Origin of the sequence: Streptomyces sp. NPDC052023 (assembly GCF_044548465.1) — a bacterium.
Lineage (GTDB): Bacteria > Actinomycetota > Actinomycetes > Streptomycetales > Streptomycetaceae > Streptomyces.
In genome coordinates, this window is the sequence record NZ_JBIUBW010000021.1 from 108,378 (window position 1) to 127,204 (window position 18,827).

Annotated in this window: 17 protein-coding genes; 10 read left to right on the forward strand and 7 right to left on the reverse strand. The window is 70.6% G+C overall.

Annotated elements, in window-relative coordinates:
* Nucleotides 1-58 precede the first annotated feature (58 nt).
* The 4 genes from ACIHCM_RS31240 to ACIHCM_RS31255 form a co-directional block, all read right to left on the reverse strand.
* Nucleotides 59-1,492 carry an ATP-binding protein gene (locus ACIHCM_RS31240; protein WP_399903283.1) on the reverse strand — a complete coding sequence of 478 codons (1,434 nt, stop codon included), beginning with the start codon at nucleotides 1,490-1,492 and terminating at the stop codon, nucleotides 59-61.
* Nucleotides 1,493-1,537: 45 nt separating this feature from the next.
* Nucleotides 1,538-2,251, reverse strand: a complete 714-nt coding sequence (locus ACIHCM_RS31245) for a response regulator transcription factor (RefSeq protein WP_399903180.1) — start codon at nucleotides 2,249-2,251, stop codon at nucleotides 1,538-1,540.
* 177 nt (nucleotides 2,252-2,428) lie between these two features.
* Nucleotides 2,429-3,079: an FMN reductase gene (locus tag ACIHCM_RS31250; protein WP_399903183.1), complete on the reverse strand. Its 651-nt coding sequence runs from the start codon at nucleotides 3,077-3,079 to the stop codon at nucleotides 2,429-2,431.
* The gene (locus ACIHCM_RS31255) at nucleotides 3,076-4,188 is read right to left on the reverse strand and encodes an LLM class flavin-dependent oxidoreductase (RefSeq protein ID WP_399903186.1); all 1,113 of its coding nucleotides are present in this window, start codon (nucleotides 4,186-4,188) and stop codon (nucleotides 3,076-3,078) included. The genes ACIHCM_RS31250 and ACIHCM_RS31255 overlap by 4 nt, the downstream gene beginning before the upstream one ends.
* A 162-nt stretch (nucleotides 4,189-4,350) precedes the next feature.
* Between ACIHCM_RS31255 and ACIHCM_RS31260 the strand changes: the two genes are divergently transcribed.
* Together ACIHCM_RS31260 and ACIHCM_RS31265 are read left to right on the forward strand one after the other, a co-directional pair.
* The gene (locus tag ACIHCM_RS31260; RefSeq protein WP_399903189.1) at nucleotides 4,351-4,686 is read left to right on the forward strand and encodes a YnfA family protein; all 336 of its coding nucleotides are present in this window, start codon (nucleotides 4,351-4,353) and stop codon (nucleotides 4,684-4,686) included.
* Nucleotides 4,687-4,873: 187 nt separating this feature from the next.
* Nucleotides 4,874-5,632 (forward strand): SDR family NAD(P)-dependent oxidoreductase, encoded by a 759-nt coding sequence (locus ACIHCM_RS31265; RefSeq protein ID WP_399903193.1) that lies wholly within the window; start codon nucleotides 4,874-4,876, stop codon nucleotides 5,630-5,632.
* A gap of 26 nt (nucleotides 5,633-5,658) precedes the next feature.
* Here ACIHCM_RS31265 and ACIHCM_RS31270 read toward each other — a convergent pair whose 3' ends face one another.
* On the reverse strand, nucleotides 5,659-6,852 hold the full coding sequence (locus ACIHCM_RS31270) for an RtcB family protein (protein ID WP_399903196.1): 1,194 nt from the start codon (nucleotides 6,850-6,852) through the stop codon (nucleotides 5,659-5,661).
* A 168-nt stretch (nucleotides 6,853-7,020) separates the two neighbouring features.
* On the opposite strand from ACIHCM_RS31270, the gene ACIHCM_RS31275 reads away from it, so the two are divergent.
* From ACIHCM_RS31275 to ACIHCM_RS31285, 3 genes are all read left to right on the forward strand, one after another.
* Nucleotides 7,021-7,893, forward strand: coding sequence for a DUF3558 domain-containing protein (locus ACIHCM_RS31275; RefSeq protein WP_399903199.1), 873 nt, complete (start codon nucleotides 7,021-7,023; stop codon nucleotides 7,891-7,893).
* 108 nt (nucleotides 7,894-8,001) lie between these two features.
* The gene (locus ACIHCM_RS31280; protein WP_399903202.1) at nucleotides 8,002-8,859 is read left to right on the forward strand and encodes a DUF3558 family protein; all 858 of its coding nucleotides are present in this window, start codon (nucleotides 8,002-8,004) and stop codon (nucleotides 8,857-8,859) included.
* Between the two features lie 139 nt (nucleotides 8,860-8,998).
* The gene (locus tag ACIHCM_RS31285; protein WP_399903205.1) at nucleotides 8,999-10,279 is read left to right on the forward strand and encodes a DUF2637 domain-containing protein; all 1,281 of its coding nucleotides are present in this window, start codon (nucleotides 8,999-9,001) and stop codon (nucleotides 10,277-10,279) included.
* Nucleotides 10,280-10,328: 49 nt separating this feature from the next.
* Here ACIHCM_RS31285 and lysS read toward each other — a convergent pair whose 3' ends face one another.
* Nucleotides 10,329-12,071, reverse strand: coding sequence for a lysine--tRNA ligase (lysS, locus tag ACIHCM_RS31290; protein ID WP_399903208.1), 1,743 nt, complete (start codon nucleotides 12,069-12,071; stop codon nucleotides 10,329-10,331).
* A 222-nt stretch (nucleotides 12,072-12,293) separates the two neighbouring features.
* Here lysS and argS point away from each other — a divergent pair, with 222 nt between their 5' ends.
* A complete protein-coding gene (argS, locus tag ACIHCM_RS31295; RefSeq protein ID WP_399903211.1) occupies nucleotides 12,294-14,060 on the forward strand; it encodes an arginine--tRNA ligase in 1,767 nt (588 codons plus the stop codon).
* A gap of 144 nt (nucleotides 14,061-14,204) precedes the next feature.
* On the opposite strand, the gene ACIHCM_RS31300 is transcribed toward argS, so the two are convergent.
* Nucleotides 14,205-14,564 (reverse strand): DUF805 domain-containing protein, encoded by a 360-nt coding sequence (locus tag ACIHCM_RS31300; RefSeq protein WP_399903214.1) that lies wholly within the window; start codon nucleotides 14,562-14,564, stop codon nucleotides 14,205-14,207.
* A 376-nt stretch (nucleotides 14,565-14,940) separates the two neighbouring features.
* Here ACIHCM_RS31300 and ACIHCM_RS31305 point away from each other — a divergent pair, with 376 nt between their 5' ends.
* The 4 genes from ACIHCM_RS31305 (at nucleotide 14,941) to ACIHCM_RS31320 (ending at nucleotide 18,826) form a co-directional block, all read left to right on the forward strand.
* Complete coding sequence (locus ACIHCM_RS31305) at nucleotides 14,941-15,726, forward strand: DUF4253 domain-containing protein (protein ID WP_399903217.1); 786 nt, start codon at nucleotides 14,941-14,943, stop codon at nucleotides 15,724-15,726.
* Nucleotides 15,727-15,744: 18 nt separating this feature from the next.
* Entirely contained in the window at nucleotides 15,745-15,999 is a 255-nt protein-coding gene (locus ACIHCM_RS31310) for an EF-hand domain-containing protein (RefSeq protein WP_399903220.1), read from the forward strand.
* A gap of 62 nt (nucleotides 16,000-16,061) precedes the next feature.
* Nucleotides 16,062-17,537, forward strand: a complete 1,476-nt coding sequence (locus ACIHCM_RS31315; protein WP_399903222.1) for a glutamate--cysteine ligase — start codon at nucleotides 16,062-16,064, stop codon at nucleotides 17,535-17,537.
* 11 nt (nucleotides 17,538-17,548) lie between these two features.
* Nucleotides 17,549-18,826 (forward strand): ATP-binding protein, encoded by a 1,278-nt coding sequence (locus ACIHCM_RS31320; protein ID WP_399903225.1) that lies wholly within the window; start codon nucleotides 17,549-17,551, stop codon nucleotides 18,824-18,826.
* The last annotated feature ends 1 nt before the right edge of the window (nucleotide 18,827 follow it).

Here is an 18,827-nt window from a genome sequence, read left to right on the forward strand (position 1 = left end):
CATCGTCCGTCACCGCACCGCTCACCAGCCGCCCGGCCACCGCCCAGGACGACCCCGGTCACCCACCCTCCGCATCCGACACCCCCGCCCCCACGGTGAACCCGATCACCACCCCGCCCCCCTGCCGCCCGTACGCGAACGGCGCACCCCCGTGCGCCAGCGCCACCTCCCGGACGATCGAAAGTCCCAGCCCCGACCCCGGCAGGGCCCGGGCGTCCGCGGCGCGGTAGAAGCGGTCGAAGACGCGGTCCAGGTCGCAGTCGGCGACACCCGGCCCCCGGTCGTGCACCTCCACCCGGATCGCCCCGGGCCGCGCCGGTCCCGACACCACGATCTCGATCGGCGCGGTGCCGTCGGCGTCGAACTTCGCCGCGTTCTCGACCAGGTTGGAGATCGCGCGGGTCAGCATCCCCGGCCGCCCCAGCGTCGTCGTGTCGCCACTCACGCGCATCTCGATCCGCCGCCCGGTACGCCGTCGCGCCAGACCCGCGACATCCTCCGCGAGGTCGGCGACGTCGACCCGCTGCGGCGGCTCGGCGTCCGACTGCCCGGCGGCCAGGTCCACCAACTCGTTGACCAGGTCGGTCAGTTCGCGCGCCTCCTGTCCCAGGTCGGCGACCAGCTCGTTGCGCGTCTCGGGCGGCAGCTCGTCGATCCGGCGCAGCAGGGAGATGTTCGTACGCAGGGAGGTCAGCGGCGTACGCAGCTCGTGCCCGGCGTCCTGCACCAGGCGCCGCTGGTCCTCCTCCGACTGGGCCAGCCGGCCCAGCATGCGGTCGAAGGCCCGGCCGAGCCGCCCCACCTCGTCGCGGCCGGTCACGGGTACGTCGATGCCGAGCCGCCGGGTGCGGGCCACCGCCTCCGCCGCCGACGTCAGGATGACCAGCCGCCGGGTGATCCGCCGCGCCAGCCACCAGCCGAACAGGCCCGCCCCGACCACCACCGCCGCCATCAGCAGCAACGTCCGCTGCTGGAGCGCCCGCAGCAGGTCCTCGGTGTCGCTGAACTCCTGCGCCACCTGCACCGCGCCCCGGCCCCCGCCGAGCGCGACGGTCGCGACCCGGTAGACGTCGTCGCCGACATCGACGTCCTCGTGCTGGACCAGCGCCCCGGCCCGCGCCGCCCGCGCGACGTCCCGGTCGGCGCCGGTGACCGGCAGCCCGGGACTGCCCGGGTCGACGACACTCCCGTCCGGCCCCAGCACCTGCACGTCCGTACGGGCGGGCCGGACGAAGTCGTGTCCCGGCGCGGACGAGAAGTCCTCCGGAACCATCCGGCGCTCGCTCACCTCGCCCCGCAGATCCCGCACGACCTCGTCGAACACCGACTGCTGGTCGACCCGCACCAGCCGGGCGGCGGCGCCGTACGACAGGATGCCGACCAGCACGGTGACGACGGCGGTCACCGTGGCGAAGGACACGGCGAACGTCGTCCGCAACGACACCAGTCGCGGCCGCCACCACCCTCCGGACCCGCTCCCGGCCCCGCCCACGGATCCGCCCCGGGACCCGGCCCCGGCCCTCCGCAGGAGGTCCACTCAGTCCTCCCGCAGCACGTAACCCACCCCACGCACGGTGTGGATCAGCTGCGGCGCCCCCGGCTCGTCCAGCTTCCGGCGCAGATAGCCGACGTACACGGCCAGGTTCTTCGACCCCGGCCCGAAGTCGTACCCCCAGATACGGTCGTAGATCGTGGAGTGGTCGAGCACGATGCCCTCGTTGCGCACCAGCAGTTCCAGCAGCTCGAACTCCGTGCGCGTCAGCTCCAGCTCCCGCTCGCCGCGCCAGGCCCGCCGCGCCTGCGGATCCATCCGCATGCCGGCAGCCTCCAGGTGCCGCGCGGGCAGCGGCGCCCGCTCCGGCGCGTCGAGAGCGACGGCCCCGTTCGCCGTACGCCGCAGCAGGGCCCGCAGACGGGCGAAGACCTCCTCCACGTCGAACGGCTTCACGACGTAGTCGTCGGCCCCCGCGTCCAGCCCCGCGATCCGGTCGGCCGTCTCCACGAGCGCCGTCAGCATCAGGATCGGCGTCCGGTCCCCTTCGGCCCGCAGCACCCGGCAGACCTGCAGACCGTCGATCCCCGGCATCATCACGTCCAGCACCAGCACGTCCGGCGGCGTGCGATGTGCCTGTGCCAGCGCCTCCACGCCGTCGGCGACCGCGGTGACCCGGTAGCCCTCCAGGGTCAGGGCCCGTTCCAGGGCGTTACGGATGGCGCGGTCGTCCTCGGCGAGCAGAACAGTCTGGGGCACGCGTCCAGTGTGGCAAAGCACGCCGGACGTACGACCGGACGGGCGAGCGGCCCCTGCTCCTCTTACCGGCCTCTCACCCGCCCGGAACGGCCCCGGCCCGACCTGGGCACGACCCCGGACCCGCCCGGGACACGACCCGGACACGACCCCGGCGGACATCTCCCCGCCGCCACGCACCTACCCGGCCGGCCGCAGCGCGGCGAGCTGCTGCTCGAACGGGACCACCTCGAAGCCCTCCGAGGCACCACCCGACGCGCCGGCCGGAGCAGCCAGGGAACCGCCCGCCGGGAGCGGCCTGCTCCCCGACAGCCCCGTCATCAGCCGGACCAGCTCACCCGCCGCCCGCTCGATACGCCCGTCCAGCCCCTCGGCGCCCCAGTCCTCCGACGCGGCGTACACACCGGTCGGGACGACGACGGCCTTGAGGTAGGCGAAGAGCGGGCGCAGGGCGTGCTCCAGTACCAGCGAGTGCCGGGCGGTGCCGCCGGTCGCCGCGACCAGCACCGGCTTGCCCGCCAGCGCGTCGGGCTCGATCACGTCGAAGAACGACTTGAACAGCCCGCTGTACGACGCCGAGAACACGGGCGTGACCACGATCAGTCCGTCGGCCTCCGTCACCGCGTCGATCGCGGCGGACAGGGCACGGCCGGCGAACCCGTTGGTGAAGTTGTGCGCGATCTCGACGGCGAGCTCACGCAGCTCCACGACCTGTACCTCGACCGCTGCGCCGGCCGGCGCCTGCCGCTGCGCGGCCACGGCGAGCCGGTCGCCCAGCAACCGTGTGGACGACGGCACACTCAGTCCTGCCGAGACGACGACGAGCTTCATGCGGCGCTCACCTCTTCCTCGGATCCTTCCTGGTCGTTCTGCCGTGCCTTGAGCAGCGAGGCGTGGACCGGAGCATCCGGCACGTCCGCCGGCCGCCCCTTGGCGAACTCCTCGCGCAGCACCGGCACGACCTCCTCGCCCAGCATGTCGAGCTGCTCCAGCACGGTCTTCAGCGGCAGCCCGGCGTGGTCCATCAGGAACAGCTGGCGCTGGTAGTCACCGGCGTACTCGCGGAAGCTCAGCGTCTTCTCGATCACCTGCTGCGGCGAGCCCACGGTCAGCGGGGTCTGCTCCGTGAAGTCCTCCAGCGACGGGCCGTGCCCGTAGACCGGCGCGTTGTCGAAGTAGGGGCGGAACTCGCGCACCGCGTCCTGCGAGTTCTTCCGCATGAAGACCTGCCCGCCGAGCCCGACGATCGCCTGCTCGGGCGTGCCGTGCCCGTAGTGGGCGTACCGGCGCCGGTACAGCTCGACCATCCGCTTGGTGTGGTCGGCCGGCCAGAAGATGTTGTTGTGGAAGAAGCCGTCGCCGTAGTACGCGGCCTGCTCGGCGATCTCCGGCGAGCGGATCGAGCCGTGCCAGACGAACGGCGGTACGCCGTCCAGCGGGCGCGGCGTCGAGGTGAATCCCTGGAGCGGCGTGCGGAACTTGCCCTCCCAGTTCACGACGTCCTCGCGCCACAGCCGGTGCAGCAGGGCGTAGTTCTCGACGGCGAGGTTGATGCCCTGGCGGATGTCCTGCCCGAACCAGGGGTAGACCGGGCCGGTGTTGCCGCGCCCCATCATCAGGTCCACCCGGCCGTCGGCCAGGTGCTGGAGCATCGCGTAGTCCTCGGCGATCTTCACCGGGTCGTTGGTGGTGATCAGCGTGGTCGAGGTGGAGAGGACCAGCCGCTCGGTGCGGGCCGCGATGTAGCCGAGCATGGTCGTCGGCGACGAGGGCACGAACGGCGGGTTGTGGTGCTCGCCGGTGGCGAAGACGTCCAGGCCGACCTCCTCGGCCTTGAGCGCGATGGCGACCATGGCCTTGATGCGCTCACGCTCGGTCGGCGTACGGCCCGTGGTGGGGTCCGGCGTGACATCGCCGACGCTGAAGATCCCGAACTGCATGGTCGCTCATCCTCCAAGTTGTTGACGGTTCAACTATACCCGCAGAACGGTGACCGCCCCAGACCTATTCCCCCCTCCAGCAGCACTCCCATGCAGCCGACCACCCGCCCACATGTCACGCCCCGGCGGCACACAGACGCGGGGGCATGCCAAGCTGCCGGCATGCTCGTGCTGCGCTCCGCCGCCCTGTTCCTCGTCGCCGCCCTCTTCGAGATCGGCGGCGCCTGGCTGATCTGGCAGGGCTGGCGGGAACAACGCGGCTGGCTCTGGATCACCGGCGGTGTCCTCGCCCTCGGCGCCTACGGCTTCGTCGCCACCTTCCAGCCGGACGCCCACTTCGGCCGCATCCTCGCCGCTTACGGCGGGATCTTCGTCGCCGGTTCGATCGCCTGGGGCATGATCGCGGACGGCTACCGCCCGGACCGCTGGGACATCACAGGCGCCCTGATCTGCCTCGCAGGCATGGCAGTCATCATGTGGACCCCCCGAACAACCTGACCCCCCAGGGGCGCGGGGAACTGCGCGACCAACCCCCACCCACCCGCACCCAACCCACCACCGGCCACCCCACCCCCCAGGGGCGCGGGGAACTGCGCGACCAGCCCCCACCCACCCGCAGCCGGCCACGCACGCACCCCACATATCCTGGCCAAGCAACCCCCGCACCCCGCCGAGGAGACCCCCCATGGCCCCGTCCCGCATCGCAGTAGTCACCGGCGCGAGCAGCGGAATCGGCGCCGCAACGGCACGACAGCTGGCGGCGGCGGGCTACCGCGTCGTCCTCACCGCCCGCCGCAAGGACCGCATCGACGCACTGGCCGAAGAGATCACCGCGGCCGGCGGCCAGGCCACCGCGTACGCCCTGGACGTCACCGACCGCGCGGCCGTGGACGAGTTCGCCACCGCCTTCAAGACGATCGGCGTGCTGGTCAACAACGCGGGCGGCGCGCTGGGCCTGGACCCGGTGGCCACCGGCGACCCGGCCGACTGGCGGCAGATGTACGAGACGAACGTCCTCGGCACCCTCAACCTCACCCAGGCCCTGCTCCCCAAGCTGGTCGCGAGCGGCGACGGCACGGTGGTCGTGGTCTCCTCCACCGCCGGCCACGGCACCTACGAGGGCGGCGCCGGCTATGTCGCCGCCAAGCACGGCGCCCACGTCCTCGCCGAGACCCTCCGCCTGGAGATCCTCGGCGAGCCGGTCCGGGTCATCGAGGTCGCCCCCGGTCTGGTCAGGACCGAGGAGTTCGCCCTGACCCGCTTCGGCGGCGACGAGGAGCGGGCGGCCAAGGTCTACGAGGGTGTCCCCGATCCCCTGACCGCCGACGACGTGGCCGACACCATCACCTGGGCGGTCACCCGCCCCAGCCACGTCAACATCGACCTCCTGGTGGTCCGCCCCCGCTCCCAGGCCTCCAACACCAAGCTGCACCGCAGGAACTGAGCCCGAAGCGGACGACCGGCCGCCGGTCAGCCCTTCACGCAGACAACCTGCTTCAGCTTCGCCACGACCTCGACGAGGTCCCGCTGCTGATCGATGACCTGCTCGATCGGCTTGTACGCGCCGGGGATCTCGTCCACCACGCCGGAGTCCTTACGGCACTCCACGCCCCGGGTCTGCTCCTCCAGGTCCTTGGTGGAGAAGCGCCGCTTGGCGGCGTTGCGGCTCATTCGCCGCCCCGCGCCGTGCGAGGCCGAGTTGAAGGACATCTCGTTGCCGAGGCCCTTCACGATGTACGAGCCGGTTCCCATGGAGCCCGGGATGATCCCGTACTCCCCGGAGCCGGCGCGGATCGCGCCCTTACGGGTCACGAGCAGGTCCATGCCCTCGTACCGCTCCTCCGCCACGTAGTTGTGGTGGCAGGAGATCTCCTGCTCGAACGTGGGCTTCGCCTTCTTGAACTCCTTGCGGACCACGTCCTTCAGGAGCGCCATCATGAGCGTGCGGTTGTACTTGGCGTACTCCTGCGCCCAGAACAGGTCGTTGCGGTACGCCGCCATCTGCGGGGTGTCCGCGACGAAGACGGCGAGGTCACGGTCGACCAGGCCCTGGTTGTGCGGAAGCTTCTGGGCGACGCCGATGTGATGCTCGGCGAGCTCCTTGCCGATGTTGCGGGACCCGGAGTGCAGCATCAGCCACACCGAGCCGGATGTATCGACGCAAACCTCGACGAAATGGTTTCCGCTGCCCAGCGTCCCCATCTGCTTGGTGGCCCGCTCCTCGCGGAACTTCACCGCGTCGGCCACCGAGCCGAACCGTCCCCAGAAGTCGTCCCATCCGGCCGTCGCCAGTCCGTGGAAGCGCCCTGGGTCGACAGGGTCGTCATGCATCCCCCGCCCCACCGGAATCGCCGCCTCGATCTTCGACCGCAGCCGCGACAGGTCACCGGGCAGATCGTTCTCGGTCAGCGACGTCCGCACCGCCGACATGCCGCACCCGATGTCGACCCCGACCGCCGCCGGGCACACCGCCCCGCGCATCGCGATCACGGATCCGACGGTCGCGCCCTTGCCGTAGTGCACGTCCGGCATGACGGCGAGCCCCTTGATCCACGGCAGGGTCGCCACGTTCCGCAGCTGCTGGAGCGCCCCCTCCTCGACCGCGGCGGGGTCGGTCCACATCCGGATGGGTACCTTCGCACCCGGCATCTCGACGTACGACATGACAGCCTCATTCCCCCGGAAGATTTCAAAAGCCCTGAACCGCAAAACCGTCGCCAAGGTCGACGTAAAGGACAACGGACCGGCGGTCACGGCAGTGCGTGCGATACACATTGTCTCCAGGGGGAGACCGGCGACGGCAAGCGATTAACCAGCGAGAGGAGCCTTACCGTGCAGCGGAAGGCGTACGTAACCGGCGTCGCCGCACTCCTCGCGGCCCTGCTGGCCGGCTGCACCGGCGACTCCGACGACGGCGGCTCCACGGACGACTCCAACCAGGGCGGCTCCGGCACGGCGACGACGGCCGCCGAGCCCGGCCGCTACCGCACCCTCCCCGAACCCTGCGGCGCGATCGGCCAGGACACGCTCGACTCCCTCCTCCCCGGCATCCAGCAGATCGCCGACGAGGAGCAGCGCGAGCAGGCCTACGAGGGCGAGCCCACGCTCACCTACGACAACGACCGCAAGGTCGGCTGCCGCTGGAAGGTCGAGTCGGTCTCCGCGACGAACCATCTGTTCGTCGACTTCGAGCGAGTGGTGTCCTACGACAGCTCGATCAGCGACGACGACCAGGCGCAGGAGCTGTTCGGGATCAAGCGGACGGCGGCGGACCTCCCGGAGCCGACGGCCACGGAGACGCTCTCCCCCACGGACACGCAGGCCCCCACCGGAACGCGGCCCCCGTCCGGATCCGGAGCGCCGTCCGGCACCGGCACCCCGACCGGAACCGGCACCCCGAGCCCCACCGGCACCCCCACCGGCACCCAGGGCGGCACATCGAGCCCCACCGCCACACCGACCGGCCTCCAGCCCCGCGTCCTCGACGACCTCGCCGACGAGGCCTTCCTCGACGACGAGCTGAACAGCACCGGTTCGACGGCCAAGCAGCGCACGGTGACTGTGGCGTTCCGCACGTCCAACGTCATCGTCACCATCGCCTACGAGGAGCAGCCGGCGACCGTCGGAGTCGCCCCGGACAGCGAGGAAATGCAGGACAGGGCCCGGAAACTGGCCGCGCGACTGGCCGACTCGCTCGCCGAGTAACGCCCTTTCGCGCCCCGGGTAAAGCGGCTGAACCGAGTCCGCACAGTTCCCTCACCGCGTACCGTGACCCCTCGAACCCGTAACCCGAGCGTCACGAGTGAAGGAACCATGCAGCGACGAGCACAGCGAGCCGACCAGCCCAAGCAGCGACCCAGCCGTCTCAACAGCGTCCTCGCCGGCGCGGCGGCCGTCCCCGTGATGCTGATCGCCGCAGGCTGCTCCTCGGACTCCTCCGGCGCCGACGCCAAGGCGTCCGAGAGCCCGGCGAGCGCGTCCGCGAGCCCCTCGCCCACCGTGGAGGCGGCGGTGTACGCGAAGCTGCCCGAGCCCTGCAAGGTGCTGTCGAAGAAGACGCTGGAGGAACTGGTCCCGGAGGCGGGCAAGTCGGGCAAGGAAGGCAACTCGGACGATGTCTCCGTCCGGGCCGGATGCTCCTGGGACAGCCTCGACAACAACGGCGTCAAGGGCTCCCAGTTCCGCTGGCTGAACGTCTCGCTGCTGCGCTTCGAGTCCGACGCCGCGCGCGGCGCGGGCGAGCAGCGGGCGCAGAAGCACTACTCGAAGCAGGTCGCCGACGCGAAGTCCGCCGATGGCGCCAAGAACACCAAGTCCGAGCAGGTCACCGGCACCGGCGACCAGGCGACGGCCGTGCGTTACGACCTGAGGAAGAAGGAAGGCGCCTTCAAGCAGCAGACGGTCGTGGCGCGCGTCGAGAACGTCGTCGTCACGGTCGACTACAACGGCGCGGGCCTGGCAGGCGACAAGTCGCCCGACACCGACGACCTGATGAAGGCGGCGCAGAAGGCGGCCAAGGAGGCGGTGGCGGCCGTCACGAAGGCGAACGGGGCGGACGCCGCGGCGGCCCCGAAGAGCCCGAAGTCGCCGTCCGGCTCGTCGTCCAAGCCGTCCTCGAAGTCGTCCTCGAAGGTGTCCGCTTCGTCCAAGTCGCCGGCGAAGAAGAGCTGACCCGGGGAACGGTGCAGGATCACCGGCAGCCACCGGAAGAGTCACGGAAGGGCTGACGTACACGGTCCGGCCACCCGTTCCCCGGACGCATGTGCCACCCTGTTGGGCGCGCAACAACACGCAGTGGGAGGGGAATACGGTGGCCGCGCCACTACAGCTGACACGGATGCACCGCGTTCTCATCGGCGTGGTCGTCTTCGGTGCCGTGATCATCGCGGGCATCGGCTTCGCGGGATCGTACGCAGCCGTTCGCGAACTGGCGCTGAAGAAGGGCTTCGGGGACTTCAGTTACGTCTTCCCGATCGGCATCGACGCGGGCATCTGCGTCCTGCTCGCCCTGGATCTGCTCCTGACCTGGATCCGCATCCCCTTCCCGCTGCTCCGCCAGACGGCCTGGCTGCTGACGGCGGCGACGATCGCCTTCAACGGCGCGGCGGCCTGGCCGGACCCGCTGGGCGTCGGTATGCACGGCGTCATCCCGATCCTGTTCGTCGTCGCCGTGGAGGCGGCCCGGCACGCGATCGGCCGCATCGCGGACATCACGGCGGACAAGCACATGGAGGGCGTCCGCCTCACCCGCTGGCTGCTCTCCCCGGTCCCGACCTTCCTGCTCTGGCGCCGGATGAAGCTCTGGGAGCTGCGCTCCTACGACCAGGTGATCAAGCTGGAGCAGGAGCGCCTCGTCTACCAGGCCCGCCTCCGCTCCCGGTACGGCCGCGCCTGGCGCCGTAAGGCACCGGTGGAGGCCCTGATGCCGCTCCGCCTCGCCAAGTACGGCGTCCCCCTCGCGGACACGGCCCCGTCGGGCCTGGCGGCGGCGGGCATCGAGCCCACCCTCATACCCCCGGCACCGATACCGGAACTGACGCCGGCGCCCGCCACGGCCGCGACCGTGGCCGCGCCTCCCGGCGAGCAGCGCACCCCGGACGACAGAGCCCCGGACGCGGACCGACTGGACCAGACACCTCAGCCGGAGCAGAACCCCTGGCTCCACGCCCGCGATCCTCAGACGATCGAGTACCACGGCGGCTACGACCCCACCTACGACCCGGAGGCGGCGTACGCCCAGTGGTACGAGGAGCAGCAGCGGGCCGAGCAGTACCAGCAGCAGTTCGAGGAGCCCCCACCGTCCCCGGAGCCCTCTCCGGAGGACACCGGCACGTTCCCCATCCCGGTCGGCCCCAACCGCACCCGGGAACTGGGCGAGGGCGGCGGCACCGCGCCCCACGAGCCGACCGAGGAGGACTACTACCTGGTCTTCAAGAAGTCGATCGACGGCAGCTACCCCACCTCCGGCCAGTTCCGGGACGACGTGGAGGCGACGTACGGCACCACGCTCCCGCCGCGCGAGGCCGAGCGCATGGTCAACCGCTTCACGAACCGGCACACCGCGGAGCTCCAGGAAGACCACATCGCCTGACCCGCACGAAAAAGAGGCCCTCTTCCCGAGGGCCTCTTTTTGTATACGCCTAGTCGCCGAGCAGGCGCCGCACCCGCTCCTGTCCCACCGCCAGCAGCAGCGTGGGCAGCCGCGGCCCGGTGTCCCGGCCCACCAGCAGGTGATACAGCAGCGCGAAGAACGTCCGCTGGGCGGTCTTGATCTCCGGCGGCAGCTCCTTGGGCGTGGCGTCGGCGGAGAACCCGGCCTGGACCTTGGGCACCCCGTAGACCAGGTGGGTCAGCCCGTCCAGCGACCAGTGCTCCGCCAGCCCGTCGAGGAGCAGCCGCACCGACCGCTGGGACGGCTCGTCCAGCGACTTCAGCAGCTCGGCGTCGGGCTCCTCGCGCACGATGGTCCGCTGGTCGGCGGGGACGTGCGTGTTGATCCACGCCTCGGCCTTGTCGTACCGCGGGCGCACCTCGTCCAGCGAGCCGAGCGGCTTGTCGGGCTCCAGCTCGCTCAGGATCCGCAGCGCCTGGTCCGCGTGCCCGGCGGTGATGTCGGCGACGGACGCGAGCGTCCGGTACGGCATCGGCCGCGGCGTCGCGGGCAGCTCACCGGCGGCCGTACGCACCGCACGCGCGTGCGCGGCGACGTCGGCCGGCAGCGCGGAGCCGTCGGCCACCTTGGCGTCGAGCTTGTCCCACTCGTCGTAGAGCCGCTGGATCTCCTGGTCGAAGGCGATCTTGAACGACTGGTTGGGCCTGCGCCGGGCGTACAGCCAGCGCAGCAGCTGCGGCTCCATGATCTTCAGCGCGTCGGCCGGGGTGGGCACCCCGCCCCGGGAGGAGGACATCTTCGCCATCCCGGAGATCCCGACGAACGCGTACATCGGGCCGATCGGCTGCGTGCCGCCGAAGATCCCGACGATCTGGCCGCCCACCTGGAAGCTGGACCCCGGGGACGAGTGGTCGACACCGCTCGGCTCGAAGATCACGCCCTCGTAGGCCCACCGCATCGGCCAGTCGACCTTCCAGACCAGCTTGCCGCGGTTGAACTCGTTCAGCCGGACGGTCTCGGAGAAACCGCAGGCCGTGCACGCGTACGTCAGCTCGGTGGTGTTGTCGTCGTAGGAGGTGACGGTCGTGAGGTCCTTCTCGCAGTTGCCGCAGTACGGCTTGTACGGGAAGTACCCGGCGGAACCGGAGCTGCCGTCGTCCTCGCCGGCCGCCCCCGACCCCTCCGCGGCCTCGATCTCGGCCTCGTCGACGGGCTTCTGCTGCGGCTTCTTCCCGGCCTTGGGCTTGGTCCGGTACTGCGCGAGCACGGCGTCGATGTCGCCGCGGTGCCGCATCGCGTGCAGGATCTGCTCGCGGTACACCCCGGAGGTGTACTGCGCGGTCTGGCTGATCCCGTCGAACTCGACGCCCAGCTCGGCCAGCGACTCGATCATGGCCGCCTTGAAGTGCTCCGCCCAGTTGGGGTGCGGCGACCCGGCGGGGGCGGGCACGGAGGTCAGCGGCTTGCCGATGTGCTCGCCCCAGGACGTGTCGACCCCGGCGACCCCGGCGGGCACCTTCCGGTACCGGTCGTAGTCGTCCCACGAGATCAGGTGCCGGACCTCGCGGCCCCGGCGCCGGATCTCGTCGGCGACGAGGTGCGGGGTCATGACCTCGCGCAGATTCCCCAGGTGAATGGGGCCGGAGGGCGAGAGCCCGGACGCGACGACAACGGGTTTGCCCGGGGCCCGACGCTCCGACTCCTCGATGACCTCATCCGCGAAACGGGAGACCCAGTCGGTGGTCTCGGTGCTCTGAGCCACGATCGGCACGTCCTTCTTTCTCCTGAGGCAGCCGGTACGGTCAACGGCCGGCGCCCCCATTCTCCCAGCAACGACGGCAACGGCGAAAACGCCTTTTCAAGCAGCCGCCCCAGGGGCGCGGGGGACTACGCGAGCGGCCCCCACCGCCCCGCGGCCAGAAAACCGCTTCACCCCCCATGGGATACTGACCGTGTCTATCTGAACCCACGAGGAGAACGGGCACCCACTCCTATGGCCTCGGTCACGTCGCTCACCGATCTCGTCAACCAGCGCCTCACGGACGCCCTCTCGGCCACCCTGCCGGCCGCGGACGCGGACCCGCTGCTGCGACGAAGCGACCGGGCCGACTTCCAGGCCAACGGCATCCTCGCGCTGGCCAAGAAGGCGAAGGCGAACCCCCGGGACCTGGCGACCCAGGTGGTCGCGCAGGTCACGTCCGGTGACGTGATCAAGGACATCGAGGTCTCCGGCCCCGGCTTCCTCAACATCACGCTCACCGACAAGGCGATCACGGAGAACCTGGCCGCGCGGTACGCGGACCCCCAGCGTCTCGGTGCCCCCTACGCGGACGCGCCCGGCACCACGGTCATCGACTACGCCCAGCCGAACGTGGCGAAGGAGATGCACGTCGGCCACCTGCGCTCCGCGGTGATCGGTGACTCGGTCGTCCAGCTCCTGGAGTTCACCGGCGAGAACGTCGTCCGCCGGCACCACATCGGCGACTGGGGTACCCAGTTCGGCATGCTCATCCAGTACCTGGACGAGCACCCGCACGAGTTGGACCACAAGGCCTCCGAAGTCAGCGGCGAGGAGGCGATGTCGAACCTCGACCGCCTCTACAAGGCCGCCCGCAAGCTGTTCGACTCCGACGAGGAGTTCAAGACGAGGGCACGCCGCAGGGTGGTCGACCTCCAGGCGGGTGACCCGCACACGCTCGCCATGTGGCAGAAGTTCGTCGACGAGTCGAAGATCTACTTCTTCTCCGTCTTCGAGAAGCTGGACATGGAGGTCCGCGACCCGGACATCGTCGGCGAGTCGGGCTACAACGACATGCTCGCGGAGACCTGCCGGCTGCTGGAGGAGTCGGGCGTGGCGGTCCGCTCCGAGGGCGCCCTCTGTGTCTTCTTCGACGACATCAAGGGCCCGGACGGCAACCCGGTCCCGCTGATCGTCCAGAAGTCGGACGGTGGTTACGGCTACGCGGCGACCGACCTCTCCGCGATCCGCGACCGCGTCTTCAACCTGAAGGCGAACAGCCTGATCTACGTCGTGGACGCCCGCCAGTCCCTGCACTTCAAGATGGTCTTCGAGACCGCGCGCAAGGCGGGCTGGCTCAACGGCGACGTGAAGGCGTACCAGTTGGCTTTCGGCACTGTCCTCGGCAAGGACGGCAAGCCCTTCAAGACCCGTGAGGGCGAGACGGTCCGCCTGGTCGACCTCCTGGACGAGGCGATCGACCGCGCCACGGCGGTGGTGCGGGAGAAGGACACCCAGCGGCAGCTCTCCGAGGAGGAAGTCGCCGAGCGCGGCACCCAGGTGGGCATCGGCGCGGTGAAGTACGCCGACCTGTCGACCTCGGCCAGCCGTGACTACAAGTTCGACCTGGACCAGATGGTCTCGCTGAACGGCGACACCTCCGTCTACCTCCAGTACGCCTACGCCCGGATCCGGTCGATCCTGCGCAAGGCCGGCGAGAGTCGCCCCGAGCCCCACCCGGAGCTGGACCTGCACGAGGCGGAGCGCGCGCTGGGCCTGCACCTGGACGCGTTCGCGGAGACGGTGACGGAGGCAGCGGCGGAGTACGCCCCGCACAAGATGACGGCGTACCTGTACCAACTGGCGTCGCTGTTCACGTCGTTCTACGACAAGTGCCCGGTGATCAAGCCGGAGCCTCCGAAGGACATCGCCGAGAACCGCCTGTTCCTCTGCGACCTCACGGCTCGCACCCTCCACCAGGGCATGGCCCTGCTGGGCATCAGGACGCCCGAGCGTCTCTGAGTCCCGCCCGAACACCGCGCCACGCGGTAGCGCACCACGCCCTACCGCACGCGCAGCATCGCGGCCCGCTGGACCCGGCCGCGCCGCCCGCACAGCAGAAGGCCGCCCGGCGGAACCGGGCGGCCAGGGTGGTGCGTGGGTGCGTCAGGCGTGGGCCGGAGCCAACTTCGGGTTCTCGCCGTACTTGTTGCCGCCCGTCTCGCCCTCGAGGCACATGAAGACCAGCAGCACGATCGAGCCGACGAGCGGAACGAGGCCGATGAGGATCCACCAGCCCGTACGGCCGGTGTCGTGCAGTCGCCGAACCGTGACGCCCAGAGAGGGCAGCAGGAGGCCGAGGGCCAGAATGGCGCCGAGGATCTGCGAGCCGATGACGGCGAAGTCGACGATCGCCAGCACGACGGCGAGGATCACGTAGACCAGCACGTACATCCAGTATTCCTTGCGACGCGCGCGCCCGCTGAACACCGCGTACTTCTTGACGACTTCGATGAACCAGTTCATTGCGTCCCCCCAGGGATCGATGTACGGAAGCCTCACCGATCGGATCCGGCCAGACGCAGACCGTATGTACCTGACGCGATCCCGTCAACTCGATAGGCCCGGCCCCATCCAGTCCCCGGCCGGCTCGGACCGCGCGCCTCCGAGGGCCGGCAGCCGTCTCTTTTCCGGGCACATCGCACCAAGATCTCCGGACGGCAGGGCACACTCGCACGGAGCGGCGGGGCGGGGACGGGACCACGACACCCAGCAGCGGCCGAACCGTGCGCGATCCGTTGCAGTCTCTACGCCGCTTCGAGGCTGGAACGATCTCGAACCGTTGCCTCTCCGCCCGCTCCCTCGGGGCCCACTGTCAGTGGGCGGCTTTACAGTCACCGACATGGCGACTCTTCCGAACCCGCTACCCACGCTGGCGACCGACCCGAGCGGCCGTTCCCTCGGCCTCAGACTTCCGCCCGGGACCTTGATCGACGTCACGGACGAGGGTTTCTGGCACGAGCCGCTGCTGTGGCACGCCTCGCAACCCGCGACCCCCGGTGACTGGACGGCGCTGCAAGGGGCCCGCACCGCAGGCCTGCTTCCGCTCCTCATGGACGTGGGCGGCAGCCAGGGCGGCCCCGAGGCCTGGGAACTGATGCCGGGTGACACCTCGTACCCCGGAGACCACGACCCGGAAGAGGTACTGTCCGAGTACTGGGAGGACACCGAGGACGACGAGTGGCCGGGCCTGGCCCCCGAACCCCGGGTGGTCACCCCCGCCCCCGACCCCGACGCGCTGGCCGCGGACCTCGCCGACCACCTGCTCACGGACGGAACCTGGCTCAAGGAACCCCGCGTCGCCCTGGTCCCCGCCCGTCGCAGTGCGGACATCCCCGCGGCGATCGGCTGGTCGGGCCCCGTCAATCACGAGGGGGACGTGGCCCGCATCAGCGCGGTGCTCCGCTCCTGGGAGGACCGCTTCGGCGTGCGTGTCGTCGCGCTCACCTTCGACCAGCTGATCCTCTCCGTCGCGGCACCGCCCACCACCCCCGACGAGGCGCGGGCGGTGGCGGCCGAGCACTACGCGTTCTGCCCGGACAACCTCGACCAGGGCGCGACCCCGTCCCTGGATGCTTACGCCGGGCAACTCATCGACCAGGAAATCTGGTCCTTCTGGTGGGACTGACCGGAATGAGGAAGACAGATGAGCGAGAAGGCGCGGAAGCTGTTCGAGGCGCTTGACCTGGACAGGAACGGGATCCTGACCCGCGAGGAGGTGATCGTCGCCCTGCGGACCAAGGGCCCGACCCTCGCGGCCTCGGGGGTGCTGCCCTTCTGGGGTGTGGGGGACACCGACGCCTCGTCCGCGCTGTTCGACGCGGCCGACCAGAACGGGGACGCGGTGCTCACGCTGGAGGAGTTCTCGGCGGTGGTGGACCGCCGGTTCGGCTGGCGCTGACATCTCGCTCCCCTGGTGCGACGCTGGAGGCAACAGGTTTCCGAGGGGACTCGGGAGGCCCGATGGGACGGGACGTTCCGGCGGTGGTCTTCACCCGCGAGGACCGCCGCCGGTACCGGATCAAGGTGCAGCAGTGCCTCGACGCCTTCGCCCAGATGCTGCGCGAGTCACGGTTCGAGTCGGAGCGTCCGCAGGTCGGACTGGAGATCGAGCTGAACCTGGTCGACGACGACGCCGAGCCGGCGATGCGCAACAGCGACGTGCTGGAGGCGATAGCGGACCCCGCGTGGTCCACGGAGCTGGGCCGGTTCAATCTGGAGATCAACGTTCCGCCGCGCCGTCTGACCGAGGGCGGCCCGGACTCCTGGGAGTCGGAGGTCCGCGCCGCGCTGAACCATGCCGACGAGCGCGCCAGGTCGGTGGGCGCCCGGCTGATCATGATCGGCATCCTTCCCACGCTCCAGCAGCAGCACGCCGGTGAGCGCGCCCTGTCGGAGAACCCGCGCTACCGGCTGCTCAACGACCAGGTCTTCGCGGCCCGGGGCGAGGACCTGCGGATCGAGGTGGACGGCGTCGACCGGCTGCGGACGTACGCCGACACGATCACCCCGGAGGCCGCGTGCACCAGCACCCAGTTCCACCTCCAGGTCTCACCGGAGGAGTTCCCCGGCTACTGGAACGCGGCCCAGGCCATCTCGGGCATCCAGGTCGCGCTCGCGGCCAACGCGCCGTTCCTGTTCGGCAAGGAGCTGTGGCACGAGACGCGGATCCCGCTGTTCGAGCAGGCCACCGACACCCGCCCGCAGGAGATCAAGGTGCAGGGGGTGCGTCCCCGGGTGTGGTTCGGGGAGCGCTGGATCAACAGCGTCTTCGACCTCTTCGAGGAGAACCTGCGCTACTTCCCGGCCCTGCTGCCCCTGTGCGACGAGCAGGACCCCCTGGAGACGCTGGAGCAGGGCGACGTCCCCGAGCTGGGCGAGCTGACGCTGCACAACGGCACCATCTACCGCTGGAACCGCCCGGTCTACGCCATCGCCCACGACAAGCCGCACGTCAGGGTGGAGAACAGGGTGCTGCCCGCCGGCCCGACCGTCGCCGACACCCTCGCCAACGGCGCCTTCTACTACGGCCTCACCCGCGCCCTGGTGGAGGAGGAACGGCCGGTGTGGTCCCGGATGTCCTTCGCGGCCGCCGAGGAGAACCTGCACACGGCGGCCCGGCACGGCATCGACGCCCGCCTGTACTGGCCCGGCATGGGCGAGGTCCCGGCCCCCGAACTCGTCCTGCGCCGCCTCCTCCCCCTCGCCCACCGGGGACTTGAGCAATCCGGCATGGACGACGCCTGGCGTGAGCCGCTGCTCGGCATCATCGAGCAGCGGTGCGTCACCGCCCGCAACGGCGCGGTCTGGCAGAAGGAGATGTTCCACCGGGCGGCCGCCTCCGCCGCCGGCCGCCACGAGGCGCTCCGCCGGATGACACAGCTGTACATCGACTACATGCATCTCAACGCCCCCGCCCACACCTGGCCGGTCGACTGAGGCGGTGGGCGATGCCCGCTTGGCACCTGCGCGACTACCACGACGACGACCTGGACCAGGCGATCCAGCTCTGGGACCAGAGCCGGCGGTCGGACCAGGACCCGGTCTTCCCGGTCTCCGAGGTGATCGCGGCGGCCAAGGCCGGCCAGCCCGCGGTGGTGGCGGTGGTCGGTGACGAACTGGTCGGCACGGCCATGGCCCAGGCGTACGAAAAGCGCGGCTGGATCCTCTGGGTGGCACTCGCCTCACGGTGGCGCGAGCGCGGTATCGGCAGCGCCCTCCTCGCCGACCTGGAGCGGCGCCTGCACGCGCTGGGCGTGCGCCACGTCAGCGCCCTGCTGCCGGCCGGGGCCGCGGGGACGACGGCCCTGGAGAATTCCGGCTACCGCTCCCGTGAGGGCCTGACCTACTACGAGAAGGCCGAGCCCCCGGGTGCCGCCGACGCGGACGTCCTCGCCGCGCTGGGCGGACGGATGCTGCCGGAGGGCCTGTGGGGCGCGATGGCCGGCATGAGCCACGAGAAACAGGTCGTCGACCGCCGGGTCGTGCTGCCCCTGCAGGAGCCGGCACTGGCCGAGCGGTACGGCGTCCTGCCGCCCAAGGCGATCATCCTTTTCGGTCCGCCCGGCACCGGGAAGACCAGCTTCGCCAAGGCCGTCGCCTCCCGCCTCGGCTGGCCCTTCGTGGAGCTCTTCCCGTCCAGGCTGGCGGCCGACACCAGCGATGGACTGGCCGCCGCACTGCGCGAGGCCTTCGCGGTACTGGCGGAACTCGACTCGGTGCTGCTCTTCATCGACGAGGTGGAGGAGATCGCCGGAGCGCGCTCGGGAAAGGCGGTCGATCCCGGGCACGGGGTGACCAACGAGCTGCTCAAGCTCATCCCCGTCTTCCGCGAGCAGGACGCCCGTCTGCTGGTCTGCTCCACCAACTCGGTCCGCTCGCTGGACGCGGCATTCCTGCGGCCGGGCCGGTTCGACTACGTCATCCCCATCGGCCCGCCGGACCCGGCCGCCCGCTCCGCGATCTGGGCCCGCTACCTCGCGGGCACCGCCGGCGCGATCGACGTCGATCAACTGGTCGCGGCCAGCGAGCTGTTCACTCCGGCCGACATCGAGTTCGCGGCCCGCAAGGGCTCGCAGGCCGCGTTCGAACGGGAGGTCACCCACCGCCAGGGCCTCCCGGCGACCACCGAGGACTACCTGACGGCCATCACCGACACCCGCCCCACACTCACTCCCCGGCTGATCGAGGAGTTCACGGAGGACATCGGGAAGTACAGTCGGCTCTGAG